The organism is Lederbergia citrisecunda, assembly GCF_018343695.1.
In the GTDB taxonomy this organism is placed as follows: Bacteria; Bacillota; Bacilli; order Bacillales; family Bacillaceae_C; genus Lederbergia; species Lederbergia citrisecunda.
Map to the genome: position 1 here is coordinate 3,467,475 of NZ_JAGYPJ010000001.1, position 13,029 is coordinate 3,480,503.

At 35.9% G+C, this 13,029-nt stretch carries 11 protein-coding genes and 1 pseudogene; 6 read left to right on the forward strand and 6 right to left on the reverse strand.

Translation table 11 applies throughout. The annotated features are described in order from the left end of the window. Position 1 precedes the first annotated feature (1 nt). From dacB to KHA93_RS16825, 4 genes are all read left to right on the forward strand, one after another. Positions 2-1,573 (forward strand): D-alanyl-D-alanine carboxypeptidase/D-alanyl-D-alanine endopeptidase, encoded by a 1,572-nt coding sequence (dacB, locus tag KHA93_RS16810; protein WP_233711207.1) that lies wholly within the window; start codon positions 2-4, stop codon positions 1,571-1,573. 219 nt (positions 1,574-1,792) lie between these two features. Next, positions 1,793-2,395 (forward strand): hypothetical protein, encoded by a 603-nt coding sequence (locus KHA93_RS16815; RefSeq protein WP_213111790.1) that lies wholly within the window; start codon positions 1,793-1,795, stop codon positions 2,393-2,395. A gap of 257 nt (positions 2,396-2,652) precedes the next feature. Next, entirely contained in the window at positions 2,653-2,919 is a 267-nt protein-coding gene (locus KHA93_RS16820; RefSeq protein WP_213111791.1) for an adhesin, read from the forward strand. 15 nt (positions 2,920-2,934) lie between these two features. Then, positions 2,935-3,276, forward strand: coding sequence for a rhodanese-like domain-containing protein (locus KHA93_RS16825; RefSeq protein WP_213111792.1), 342 nt, complete (start codon positions 2,935-2,937; stop codon positions 3,274-3,276). A 265-nt stretch (positions 3,277-3,541) separates the two neighbouring features. On the opposite strand, the gene KHA93_RS16830 is transcribed toward KHA93_RS16825, so the two are convergent. From KHA93_RS16830 to KHA93_RS16840, 3 genes are read right to left on the reverse strand one after another with little or no spacing between them, the layout of a single operon-like run. Further along, entirely contained in the window at positions 3,542-4,447 is a 906-nt protein-coding gene (locus KHA93_RS16830; RefSeq protein WP_213111793.1) for a sugar phosphate isomerase/epimerase family protein, read from the reverse strand. Positions 4,448-4,457: 10 nt separating this feature from the next. Further along, complete coding sequence (locus KHA93_RS16835) at positions 4,458-5,135, reverse strand: orotidine 5'-phosphate decarboxylase / HUMPS family protein (protein WP_213111794.1); 678 nt, start codon at positions 5,133-5,135, stop codon at positions 4,458-4,460. A gap of 32 nt (positions 5,136-5,167) precedes the next feature. Next, entirely contained in the window at positions 5,168-6,205 is a 1,038-nt protein-coding gene (locus KHA93_RS16840; RefSeq protein ID WP_213111795.1) for a zinc-binding dehydrogenase, read from the reverse strand. 538 nt (positions 6,206-6,743) lie between these two features. Between KHA93_RS16840 and KHA93_RS23585 the strand changes: the two are divergent. Next, a pseudogene (locus tag KHA93_RS23585) lies at positions 6,744-6,836 on the forward strand (restriction endonuclease); the annotation flags it as partial. A gap of 174 nt (positions 6,837-7,010) precedes the next feature. Then, positions 7,011-8,105 carry a YncE family protein gene (locus KHA93_RS16850; RefSeq protein WP_213111796.1) on the forward strand — a complete coding sequence of 365 codons (1,095 nt, stop codon included), beginning with the start codon at positions 7,011-7,013 and terminating at the stop codon, positions 8,103-8,105. A gap of 154 nt (positions 8,106-8,259) precedes the next feature. Here KHA93_RS16850 and KHA93_RS23590 read toward each other — a convergent pair whose 3' ends face one another. The 3 genes from KHA93_RS23590 to KHA93_RS16860 all read right to left on the reverse strand — a co-directional run bounded on the left by KHA93_RS23590 (position 8,260) and on the right by KHA93_RS16860 (position 13,022). Continuing rightward, positions 8,260-8,382 (reverse strand): hypothetical protein, encoded by a 123-nt coding sequence (locus KHA93_RS23590; RefSeq protein WP_267917520.1) that lies wholly within the window; start codon positions 8,380-8,382, stop codon positions 8,260-8,262. A 184-nt stretch (positions 8,383-8,566) separates the two neighbouring features. Further along, positions 8,567-10,366 (reverse strand): PDDEXK-like family protein, encoded by a 1,800-nt coding sequence (locus tag KHA93_RS16855; protein ID WP_213111797.1) that lies wholly within the window; start codon positions 10,364-10,366, stop codon positions 8,567-8,569. Between the two features lie 187 nt (positions 10,367-10,553). After that, entirely contained in the window at positions 10,554-13,022 is a 2,469-nt protein-coding gene (locus KHA93_RS16860) for a restriction endonuclease-like protein (protein ID WP_213111798.1), read from the reverse strand. Positions 13,023-13,029 lie beyond the last annotated feature (7 nt).

Genomic DNA, 13,029 nt, shown 5'->3' on the forward strand with positions numbered 1-13,029 from the left:
TATGAAAATTAGCATCTTACTAGCAGTTCTTCTTTTCATTCCCGGAACTCAATCCATGGCAAAATCAGACACCCCAGTAGTCGTAAATAAGTTACCTACATTACGGCTAATCACATTGAGTGAGAAAAGATTGGCGATTGCTGCGGTTGTATTGCCTGAAGAAGTGAAAGAGTCCAAATCGCTATCAAAGAAAATCGAAGTAATCTTACAAGATCCTCGTCTTGAAGGGGCTGTAACGGGTGTTAGTATTAGAAAAGCAAGTGACGGAGATCTGATTTATTCGAATTTCGGTGATATACGTTTACGGCCTGCTTCTAATTTGAAAATGATTACGGCGGCTGTTGCATTGGAAACGCTTGGGCCTGGGTATCAATTCAAAACAGAAGTATTAACGGATGGAAAAGTAAAGAATCGGGTGCTGGATGGAAATGTATATTTAAAAGGAAAAGGGGATCCAACCCTAAGAAAGTCAGACTTCGATCAGTTTGCCCGTGATCTAAAAAGTAAAGGTATCTATCAAATCAATGGTGATTTAATTGGAGATGATCGGTGGTATGACGATGTGCGCCATTCACAAGGGTTGAATGTGTCGAACGAAAATAATTATTACGGTGCGCAAATTTCAGCACTTACTTTATCACCGAACGATGATTTTGATGCAGGAACTGTTCTTATAGAAATCGCTCCTGGCGCTAAAAATGGTGATAGTCCAAATGTGATTTTGAAACCAGAAACGGATTATTTAGAAATCATTAATAAAGCGAAAACCGGAAATACGGGAGAAACGAATACGCTGAGTGTTGATCGGTTACATGGTACGAACCAAATCATCATTGAAGGAACGATTCCTCTTGAAGGAAAAAGCTCAGGGGAAATCCTTTCCGTATGGGAGCCGACTGGCTATGCATTGGATGTTTTTAAAAAGTCGTTAGAGGAACAAGGAATTAAATTAAGTGATGCCGTCAATATGAAGGTAGACAAAACACCTGAAGGCGCGCAAATGTTAACTTCCAAAAAATCAATGAGATTGGAAGAATTATTATTACCTTTTATGAAATTAAGCAATAATATCCAAGGTGAGACACTAACGAAAGAAATGGGGAAAGTGATTTACGGTGAAGGCAGTTGGAATGTTGGCCTGAAAGTAATCGGAGAAACCATTGCAAAATTCGGTGTGGATCGGAATAATGTATACATTGAAGATGGATCAGGCTTATCTCATAGCAATTTGATTCCTCCGAATGAACTGACGAGGATGTTATATGAAATCCAGAAAAAAGATTGGTTTTCAATTTTTGAAAAGTCTCTGCCAGCAGTAGGAGAATATGGTCGCTTTGGCAGCGGAACTCTAGGCTATCGAATGGCTGAGAGCGCAGCAAACGGAAAAGTGCACGCAAAAACGGGATCGATAGATGGGGTAAGCACTCTGTCAGGATACGTCACATCAGAAGATGATGAAGAACTTATTTTTTCCATCATGATAAATAATTTTATCAGAGGATCAATGTCTGAGATTCAAAATCAAATTGTGACGATGTTGGCGGAGCATCGGTTTGATGGTGGAGGAAAATGAGGATATGCCTATAAATGGGATTCACTTGATGGGGTGGGCTAGCAACAACAGATCTGTTGTTGCTAGTTTGTTTCTAGATGTTAATTTTGGTTAGAACAGATGTCTTAGAGTTATTCTTTTGGTCAATTAACCATAATAAGGCATAAATATCTGCATTTTTATTTCTGGTGATATACCTATTTTTAGGTGAATTACATATAGATTGAAGGTGGGATTAATATGAGGTTGTTACAGCGAATTTCTGATGACGAGGTCGTAGCCGAGTTTTTGAAAGCAGAAATCAACTCAAAAAGATTCGGAGATAAAATTAAAAATGCTCTTGGGGGCGTTGGACCTGAGATAATTACTAACCCTGATATAACAGATGCTACTCAAAATCAATTTAGGAAAAGGTTACTTGGAAAAGTAAGAGGCTACGGTAATAACACTGAACTTTTTGAAAACTTCCCTCCCGAAGTCATTTGGCATAAAGCAATATTTTCCCGTAAGGACCTTTGTTCTGTTATGTATATTAATTATAGTTATTGGAATGAACTATCAGGTAACTCCAGACTTGCAATAAATGCAGCCAAGAATATACAAAATGGCATTGAAGTCTTTGGTGTGAGTAATGATGGCTTCAAAGATATACATTTAGACATTAAGCAAGGTTATACCTTCCCAAAAATGATTTTTATTTCTGCCAATGAAAAAGCAAGGATTGTTGTGTTGGAAGGTCATGCAAGGATTACTGCTTACTTCCTTGAAACAGAATATATTCCAGAGGAAATTGAAGTCATAATAGGATACTCGGAGGATTTCGTGGATTTGGATTTATATTGAAATTAGGCAACTTCAATATATTTCTTCCTTCCATCGCATGATTATAACCAATACAATCCATCTTTGATAAAATAATAGCAATACTATGTAAGGAGAATACAAATGCCTATCTATAACAAACTTGTCCACGACTGAATCCCAGAAATCATTGAGGCTAATGGAAAGTCATTAACTACACTTAAACTGATTGAGATACATGTTTGGACCCCATAGAACGGATGAATGTTATATTGTAGATGTTTTGGGAGGAGAAAATAATGTACATAACTGATGACGCAAAGCAATTATTGGAAAGATCGGGGGTAGTAGGAATTCGTTTATATACCGCTCCAAGTGCCAGTGCTGGACCCCAAATTGCTTTAGCAATAGATGAACCACATGAATTTGACCGCATTCAAACGATAAAAGGGATTCAAGTGGCATTTGATCCAAGCGTAACAGGCACCGATATCTTAACATTGGATATAGAGGAAAATGAAAACGGGACGGGGTTAGTTTTAACTATTCCAGGAAGTCTTTCTTAAAAGGAGAATGGTAGCATGAATATAAAGGTGATTACACCCGGGGAATTATTTCAAAAAATGAATGCACAAGAAAAGGTAATCCTTTTAGACGTAAGAGCTGAGGAAAAGTATCATGATTTTCATATAGTTGGCTCCAATGTCGATAGTTACAATATACATAAAGAAGAAATCTTTAATCTCGAGGAGACTGAAAATCTGGCTAATGAATCCTTACCAAAAGACAAAGAAATCATCGTGACATGTACAACTGGAAATTCCGCCACAAAATGTGCGAACGTTTTATCTGCGCACAACTACAATGTTGCTGTTTTGGAAGGTGGCATTACGGCATGGACGGAATATCTAAAAACGAAATAAGAAAAATGGTGGTACAGGCAATTGCAAATGTTGGAGTAATCACTTCGCCAAAGGCGGAAATTTTAGCCGTAAGTAAAAGTCCCATGTATGAAAAAAATGTCCTATAGAGTAGACCTCTAGAAAAAGTCTACCTATAGGGTAATCTTAGTATCCACTATATTGCAGGTACTATGATGGTGGATACGAAAGATGGTATCCAAAGTATTGGTTCCCCCCAGTTTAAGAAGATACAGCAAAAGGGGTGGGAATCGGATCTTTCATAATTTTAATTGAGTAATGCATAATGCTTGTTAATCATTTTTCGTAAAAAAACAACAGATTCTTTTAACTCATGAAGACCATTGACACCATCCTCGATCGATATCCACCCATCAAAATGAATAGATTTAAGGATGGTAAAAATTTGATTATAATCATTTAATCCTTTGCCGATTACACCATGAGAAAGAGCCTCCGAATATCCTTCATTCACATACTTTTGTATGTCTTCTAATGAATAACCTTCTGCCAAATAGCGATCACTTGCATGGGCCGTTACCAGTCTATTTTTCACTTCCTTCAATAAAACAATAGGATCTTCACCTGCAAAAATGGCGTTAGACGGATCATAGTTTACTCCAAAATATGGAGATGATATTTGTTTTATGATCTGAAGAAAAACCTCTGACTTCTGCGCAAATTCAGGATAAATCCAAAATCCATCCTTATAATGATTTTCCATCACAAGGTGCACATTTTTACTCTCTGCATATAGCAACAGTTCATTAATGGAATCAACCGTCCATTGTATTCCTTCTTCTGTAGATACTTCCGGCCTCCTTTGACCGGAAAGAACCCTACATGATTGGAAGTCCCCTGGTCCAAGGAAATGCATAACATCGATCATTTTCTTCATTTTATTTATTTCATTTTCTCTGAATGAGGCATCTGGATGTGTAAAATCTGGAGAAGAGCACATCATCGGAATGATTAAATTTTCTTTTTCTGCAGCTCTTTTTATACTTAATAAATATTCTTCGGACGTATCTTTTAAGAATGAAGGGTACAGCTCCAATCCATCCGCTCCCAAAGTACCCGCTTGTTCGATCCATTCAAAAATGTCCATCCTGCCATCTGACAACTCTTCGAGATACCCTTTTGGAAATACTGAAATTCGGGGGTGTTTGCTCATACTTCTCTCCTTATTTAGATTGTTTTACTTGCTGAACCAAATCAGATAATATTTTTTTCAAATCTTCTTTATTCGTGCTCGGGCTAAATTCTTTTTTATCGATTACTAAAGGGGCGCCAACTACTACTAAAGGAGCTCCATTTTTGGGCATTTCAGCTGCTTGTTCAATCGTTAAGCCACCTACAGCTTGTATAGGTATTGTAACCGCTTTAAAAACTGCGTCTAAATGATCGAAGGGGCTTCTCTCCGGATCTTCTCCTCTTTCATCAAAACCTGTATGTACAATGATATAATCGACGCCATTTTCTTCTAGCATTTTTGCTGCAGCTACTGGATCTTCAGTCGCCATAATATCGCCCATTACCTGGATACCATATTCTCGTGCTGCTTTTACAACTGCCCTAATCGTAGCTGGATGTGCAACCGCCATGACCACAACATGGGTAGCGCCAGCTTTTGCCATCATCTCCGTTTCCAAATAACCACCATCCATTGTTTTTAAATCTGCAACGATAGGATGATCTGGGAATCTTTCTCTTAAAGCAGATACTGCATGAAGCCCTTCAGCTAATAATAATGGCGTTCCGACTTCAATCCAATCAACTCCTGATTCTACGGCAACTTCTGCCATTTCCAATGCCTCTTTCGTGCTTGTTAAATCTAGCGAAATTTGTAAAATGGGTTCCATAGACAACTGCATTCATTCCTTTCAATATAAGTTTATGAATTTGGTAAGATAATAGATTTGGCTTGTGATAAAGAGTCCATCTCTTTGAACGCGTCTTCCCAATCCTCGATAGGATACACTTTAGCCATTGGTAAAGGATCAATCTTCCCTTGCTCCATCAGCAATAATACTTTCTCCCACATCGGGTAATTATGACTAAATGAACCTTGTAGTCTAGCCGCCTTTTGTATTAAAGGGTCAAGTGAAAAACCGACAGGTGCCGGTCCCCAGCCAATCTTTGTTATTTGTCCCCCCGGTCGAACAACTTCTATACTTTGCCTTAGCGTTGTTGAATTTCCTACGGCATCCAGCACTAGATTAGGGCCAAAACCATCACCCAATTGCATGATTTCTTGGACAACATTTTGTTTAGAGGCGTTAATGATATTGTCTGCACCGAAATCTTTAGCAAGTTCCAAGCGATTCATATCTGCCTCAATCCCTACCACAGTCAATGAAGCAGGAGAAAAAAGTTTAGCCATTTGTACGCACATTAATCCTATAGGTCCTGGTCCAAAAATGACAACATGATCTCCTGGTTTTATTTCAGAATGATGAGCCACAGCATTATAAGCGACACAGGCTGGTTCAGTTAATGCCGCCTTTTCATAGGAAACTTCTGAAGGAATTCGATGGACAATTGACTCCCTCGTTTTAATATATTGTGCCATTGCACCATCTTCCAACACTCCAAACCCTTTGCGTTCCGGACACAAATTGTATTCCCCAGTTCTACAATAGATACAAGTTTCACATACATATGATGGTGTTTCGCTGACCACCCTATCTCCTATTTTGATATTTTTTACATCTTTTCCGACATCAGCTACAACCCCCGAAAATTCATGACCTAATATGACGGGTCGCTTCACTTCAAACCCTTGGGAGTCATGATACATATGAAGGTCACTTCCACATACCCCCACCGCTTTAACTTTCATTAACACATCTTTTGGACCAATCTTTGGAATTGGGACGTCTTGCAGCTCCACATTGCCTTTTCCAACTGAAAAGTTTACTATAGCTTTCATAAAAAAGCCCCCTTGTTATAGATTATGTATGATGCTTAATAGATAATGATGAATCACCTATAAATAACTTCGACTTAATAAATTCATGAATGAATGAGAGATACAACAATTAGTCTACGAGGCTTGAATACGGAGAGGCTATTCGTAAGATGAGCTGATAGTAGAACCAGATTATATAGGCAACGAGGCTATGCAGCACCCCAATACCGGATAGCAGCCAAAAGTACATTTGCTTACTAGTAATGGTCAGATAGGAACGAACCAAGGATTAATACTTACTCATGAAGAACGTGGCTTTGTATACTAGTAATCTAGGAAATTGGTCTTTTTCGAATTCATTATATTCTAACCGTTCCGTATTTACAATATATTTCGATAATTCACTCAAGTAATAAATCAATGCTTTCAGCAAAATATGATAGTGTCTCTAGTTCAGATTTTTCCCCTTATACTGTAACCGTGTAATTCTATGTAAATATTACAAATGAGTAAGCATACATCATTCAGCTTTAAAAACTGACATAATGGAACTTTAGTTAATGAAGGTGCAACTAAAGGGATATTTGTAACTACTACGAACTATGGTTCAGATGCATATAGCTTTGCTAAAGATAAACCAATTACATTATGAAATGGAAACAATCCATCGTGCTTCATAAATTTCTGCGAGTCGACGGTTATATAATTATAAAATTTCTTATAAAAACATAGGGAATTTTTCCTAGCTAGTGGTATTATAAGGAAGGATTCAGATAATTTAAAAGAGTAAGGGGAATTTTGCTTGTATAAGAAACTATTAATCATTATGACTACATTATTTTTATTTATGATCAGTATAGGTGGCCATACATACGCTATTTCATATCCACCTGCACTTGAGCATAAATGGACATCGAAATCATTCAAGGCTGTTGATATGTTTGGGCCTTACAGTAATGAAAGTGGATATACTACAGTGAATTATTATCAAAAACCAAATAGTTCGAATAACTCAATCCTAGTGTACAATTCACAAGGTAAAAAAATTTATGAAAAAGAAAACGATGCAAGTCTGGGAAGTGTTTCTCAAGTTTTAGCAAATAAAAACGGAATTATTATTAATTCACAAAAGGGACTAAAGAAAATTAACTTAAAGGGAAAAGTAGAATGGTTTAATAAAAACCTACTCAACGGTGGAATATTCACAACAGACAATGGCGATCTATTTTTTTCCGATCAGTCTAGAAAAAAAATAGATAAAATCAACCCCAAAAACGGCAAAGTCCTTTGGACGTATAAATTAAATACTAAGAACGAGATAAATAACCTTGAGATTAATCCCAAAAACGGTAACTTCTACTTTGTTACTAATAACGATTTATATGTAATGAACAATAAAAAACTGATGTGGAAAGTGACCGCGCCGAAAGGAAATGGAATTCAGGAGATCATTCTTTCCCCAAATGGAACGGTAGCCATAGAGATGTATGACAAAAACGGTTACTACTTAAAGGTATATTCAAATAAAGGCAAGCTAACATGGCAAAATAAATCAAAAGACTTCTACGTACGTAATGCCATGTTTAATAAAAATGATGATTTTTGTATGATCGACGGTGATAATAAAGTCATATGGTTCAATCCAAAAGGTAAGATCATTAGTTCGTTTACATTAAACGAAAATAATTATTATTCTCCAGAAATATTTTCGGTAACAAACGGCTTAACTATTTATATCAATTATTTCCAAAGGGATTCGAATTTTCAAAGCACTTACTATATACGTAAATTTAATAAAAACGGTAAGGTGCTAGCTCAGTCAAAAACGAAGGATTTTGATTTTAATACTTATCCAAGCGGTGTTTACTCATTAACCCATAAAAATGGCGCATTTCAATTTAAATATTATAAATTAAAGTAAGCACATGGGGCTGTTTAGAAGGTCAAGTTAATTGACTTTTAAACAGCCCCTACCTTTCAAATATCCAAGCCTTTAGAAATCAAATGATTCAATAACACGCAGTAATCTGTCTTCGAACTAAGTATCAGATAAGGTTTCTCTCTAACATTTGGTACTACGTCTCATGAAACCCAACCAAACAAGGAAACTTCTCTTGTTCCTTCTTCCATTCGCGGAAGCTGATGAAGCGATTGCCAATATATACGATTTGGTCTGGAATAATCTCACGACATTTCAATACGTTTCTCCCCTTTTCTTGAAACTTTTGCTAATAATAAACCCTTTCATTTTGTACATATCGATTAAAAGGAAAATGGGACACCCTGTTTAAAAAATTTTAGTAAAAAGAAGAAAAAGAGCGCTCCCTGTGCCGAAAATCGACGACAGGGGCGCTCTTTTAAGAAAAGATGGTTAATCAATATTTATTCCACTTTACTAATTGTTTCATCGTAAATCATTTGAAGCTTTTCTATTATCTCCTGCAGATTCTTATTCTCATATAAAGCATCGAATGCATTCATGATCCCCGATTCATTTGACCCTTCAATTGATATTGTTTCAGAGTGAATACGATTATATTTGGCTTCTAGTGTAAGTCCCTTTTTACTAACTTTAATACCCTTTTCTTTAATATTTTCCATCAAAAGTAGACGTTTATCTGCTTCAATTGGACCAATTTCCAGCGTAAAGTACAGGGAATCTGGGTTAATATTCATCCAAAATAGAAATGGCCCATTATCCCACCACCATTTTTCTCTTGTTTCTCCCAATTTCTCCTTGAACGCATCAAACAAAGGAATTTTAAATGATAGATTTCGTGAAGTCACACGATAATGATTTTCAGGAATATTTTTAGATTCCATCCAATTTTTAAATGTATTTTGAACTTGTATTTTCATTCCATCTAATGGGGAAGTTTCGATAGATTTTGTTATTTCTTCTTTTAATGGATTTTCATTATTTAAAATGGCAGCTACTTGTTTTCGCAATAAAACAAATTCCGAACTATTATATAAATCCGCCATTGCTTGCCTTAGCTCGACCATATCATTCCACTTATTCACATCAATCTTTTGAGAGAAAAATCGCGTGTAACGTGCTTTTTCTAATTTTGAATTCTCTTTAAATGAAAATCCTACTTTTTCTAATTGTTCCAGCAGCCAAATACGTCCAGCATATTCCATTGGCCCTATTTCAGCAATAAGACGTAGCCGACTATCATTTGCCCTTTCAAACCAAACAATTAATCCCTTTCCTAACCAATAATTTGGTTCCCGTAAATGTATATCGCCAATAGGATTCCATTCAGGTGGGAATAGATTCGGACTAGTTGGATGTGCATTATAAAGAACTTCTTCATCAAACTGTTGATGAATGAATTGTTCAAAGCTATATGATAGGATATTTTGTCCATGTTTAAAAATATAATTGATTGTATTTTTATATTTCATCATGAATTCAAATTGATATCCGGATTCATATTTCAATTGCTTTTTAAACATAGAAGTTTCTTCGAATAACGCATCAATTGCAGGCTTATTATTTCGGTATATATGTATTGCCTGCAATATTTGATCCTGATTTGGATAAAATTTTTCCTTTAATATTTGGTTGTAATCTTCAATAAATTTGTAAATCTTATCACTCAATTGATCCTTATACAGCAGAAGAATGGTTTGTAAAATCGACTCGATTCGCTCATAAGAAAGCATAAAGTATTGTTTATTAGAAGGTTCTTCCCCATCAAGCGTTAAGTAAATTGGGATTATTGTAAAATCCTCAAATGTATGTTGGATGAAGTTTAAATAATCATCTAATTGATTTTCCGATTCTGTGGAATAAAATTTATTTTCAATGATAAAGATAGATTTCAAATTTTGGTTCACAATGACCAAATCAACGAATCGATTTTTATCTGTTTTAACTTCACGATATACGTGACTATCCATTAATGAATGGTTCAGGATTTCACTCACTTTATCATATTGTGGATTATTGATGTTTTCATCTATTAATATAAGATGTTCAATCATTTTACGTAAATAATAGTCTTGTAGACTATGATTTTCTTTCGGGTTTAGCAACCACGCTAAAATATTCGAATGACGGATCTCATGGTTTTCTAATTTTAAGATTTTTAATGTATTGAACGAATTTACTTGCTGATTGAGTTGTTGGAAAGTCGCATCATTTTCCAACTCAAATAAATCTCGAATATCCATCTGCATTCACTCCGATTGTCTATAAAAATAGAGCCAGATTCTAAATCAATGTCGCCATTGATTCAGAACTGGCAGCATACTTGATATACCATCTTTATAGCTTCTCATAATTTATCTTGCATATTATCCAACTCAAATCCAAACAATCCTAATCCTAGGAATGGAGATATTCAGGAAATGGGGTTTTTTATTTAAATATCGTCTCTTTAACCACTCTAAACACATAACTTGGTTGTCTCTTTAATGTTTCTAACGGCAACTTTTCCACAATATCGTCGCCATACATAACATGAATTTCCTCTTGTTCAGGATCAATTACTACAAAATAATAACCAATTTGATAGGCTTGGATTTTACTTGCATGATCAACGATTTTTGCGTCAAGGGCTGTTTTCACGTTCGTTGTTAATCTTCTCAGCATTCGCCACAGTTTTACTTCTTCTCCAGATTTCATAAATAGTTCTGGCAAATCTTTGGCATGTGATAGAACACTGAATGTTGTTATGATGAATGTTTGAATGCCATAACCGACAGGGCGAATCGTCTTCTTCAGCGTTTGCCAGTGATAGATATGAAAACGAACTCGAGTTTCCGAATTCAAATGTTCAAGAATCTCTACTCGAGAAATTTCTCCGTAAAATTGGATACCATTTTCCACTCCGCTCACCTTTGCGACGTTTTGTGTAATGTACAGTGCGAGATATTTGGATCTTTGCCATTCACCTTTTAGTAAGCTCGCTTGAATTTCATAATACCCATTTTGTTTATACTCATAATAGTCGTCGATATTATTGATTGAGCCAATAAGTGTGACATCTTCTAATTGGGACTCCCAATATGAGATGGAGCCTTGCGGCAAAATCCCCTCTTGCTGCAATTCTTCTGGATTACTCTCAACTAATCTTTCTACTAATCTTTCCACAAGCTTCGTCGTTCTTGGTAAAAACGGCAATCCACCAATATTCACTTCATCAATACTTTCAAAAAAAGGATGCAGCTCATAATTTTCTTCATCTTGCCAAGGGAATAATACATACGCGCCAAAAGCATGCCGTTCATATGGTCCATTTCTTTTAGTCACATGCGCATCCCTATATCGATGCATCGTATTAATATCCTCTTCTAAAGGTCCTGGATTATTTTGTGAAAAATCAATTCGATATTTCGCATCAAAAATATAATTGTATGTATAATCTTTATCACTTTTCTCAATTTCTAGCATAATATCAGGTTTTTGTCTGACAGTAGGCAATCTCCCGGCGTTTTTCTGAAAGGAAAGGGTGATTCTTTCACCTGTATGTTGATGTATAAACACCTGTTTTGCATCTCGTGTTTGATCTAAATTTACGAATAAGCGGCCATAGGTTGCTTTTACGATAGTTTGATCCACAGCCTCATATTTATTTCTTAAAATTTGCCCTACTTTTAAATATGTCCAATATTCATATAGAGTTGCAACGTCCTTTACTGACATTTTGAGCATTTCCCCTTGAAGGGCTAATCCTCTCGTCACAAGTAGGTAAATCTTATATGCATCACGATAGCCGACTTTCATTTGCATGACCATATTCAAAACACTTCTGTCGATGGAGCCTATCTTCTGCCAGAGTGTCTTTTTCAAATAGCTTTCTAGTTTGAATGTCATCTTCCGAATTCGATTGATAAGCACTTCATCTATGCTCTGATCATAAGCACCTTTTCGTGTAAGTAGCCTTTTTTTCAGATCTACTATTTGATGAATTAATCTTTCCATCATCCATTTTATAAATCGATTTTCGATTGTATCAAAGGATTGTGTTTTTTTGGCATTCAATCCTTTAGTAGGCAGAAGAGATCGCCCTTTCATTGCGATGCCGAAATCAATTTCTTGAAGAAGCTGTATATTATTCCTTAAATAACGCTTACCTACAGCATCTAATCGCTTAATTCGATCTCCGCGTACCATCTCATATTGTGTCACTAACTGATGATGTGGTTGAGCTTCTATTCTATCGATCGCCTGGCAAAAGGAATTGAAGTAATGCTCTAATAGCCGAAAAAATTCGGTAGGTGATGGCTTATCTGAAAATACAGATGAAGCACCTAAATACGTCTTTTTTATAAAATGAAAAGCTAAATTATAAATCTCCTCATTTACTTCCTCTAAAAGTTGACGATAGTCCTCTTTATAATTCAATTTAGATGGATAGATTTCTAATGTAATCTCCAATAGCTTTTCCTGACCAGAAAAGATGGAAAACGTCGTGAGACCTACTTCATTCATGAATTGTAAGTTTCCCATCAATATCGCTGATCTACCAACAGTAGTCATAGCCTCACGAATTCCTGGGTTTTCATGATAAAATGACAGCTCTCGCTCTGTTTTAGGTGTAATCACAAGTTGGTAGATTCTATTTTCAAAAAAAATGGGTGCAAAACGATGCTCACCTACAGGGATCAAATGGTTCATTTCGATATCATATAACTCAATACTTTCAACGTTTTGAGCATCATATCGAAAAGTCATCATTTCTTTTTCCAAACCAGCTCTCTTGCGATATTGCAATAAACTCTCATACTGTTGATCATATGGAACACCTTTTATGTACAGAGAAAAATCTTCTGCTTCAACGATCAGCAATTCCTTCGTTTCATTATTAGAATTCAATGGCTGCATCTCCTAA

What these genes read in the sequence shown, in the direction of transcription:
- dacB (WP_233711207.1), top strand. Translation starts at nt 2, where the DNA reads ATGAAAATTAGCATCTTACTAGCAGTTCTTCTTTTCATTCCCGGAACT.
- KHA93_RS16815 (WP_213111790.1), top strand. Translation starts at nt 1,793, where the DNA reads ATGAGGTTGTTACAGCGAATTTCTGATGACGAGGTCGTAGCCGAGTTT.
- KHA93_RS16820 (WP_213111791.1), top strand. Translation starts at nt 2,653, where the DNA reads ATGTACATAACTGATGACGCAAAGCAATTATTGGAAAGATCGGGGGTA.
- KHA93_RS16825 (WP_213111792.1), top strand. Translation starts at nt 2,935, where the DNA reads ATGAATATAAAGGTGATTACACCCGGGGAATTATTTCAAAAAATGAAT.
- KHA93_RS16830 (WP_213111793.1), bottom strand. Translation starts at nt 4,447, where the DNA reads ATGAGCAAACACCCCCGAATTTCAGTATTTCCAAAAGGGTATCTCGAA.
- KHA93_RS16835 (WP_213111794.1), bottom strand. Translation starts at nt 5,135, where the DNA reads ATGGAACCCATTTTACAAATTTCGCTAGATTTAACAAGCACGAAAGAG.
- KHA93_RS16840 (WP_213111795.1), bottom strand. Translation starts at nt 6,205, where the DNA reads ATGAAAGCTATAGTAAACTTTTCAGTTGGAAAAGGCAATGTGGAGCTG.
- KHA93_RS16850 (WP_213111796.1), top strand. Translation starts at nt 7,011, where the DNA reads ATGACTACATTATTTTTATTTATGATCAGTATAGGTGGCCATACATAC.
- KHA93_RS16855 (WP_213111797.1), bottom strand. Translation starts at nt 10,366, where the DNA reads ATGGATATTCGAGATTTATTTGAGTTGGAAAATGATGCGACTTTCCAA.
- KHA93_RS16860 (WP_213111798.1), bottom strand. Translation starts at nt 13,022, where the DNA reads ATGCAGCCATTGAATTCTAATAATGAAACGAAGGAATTGCTGATCGTT.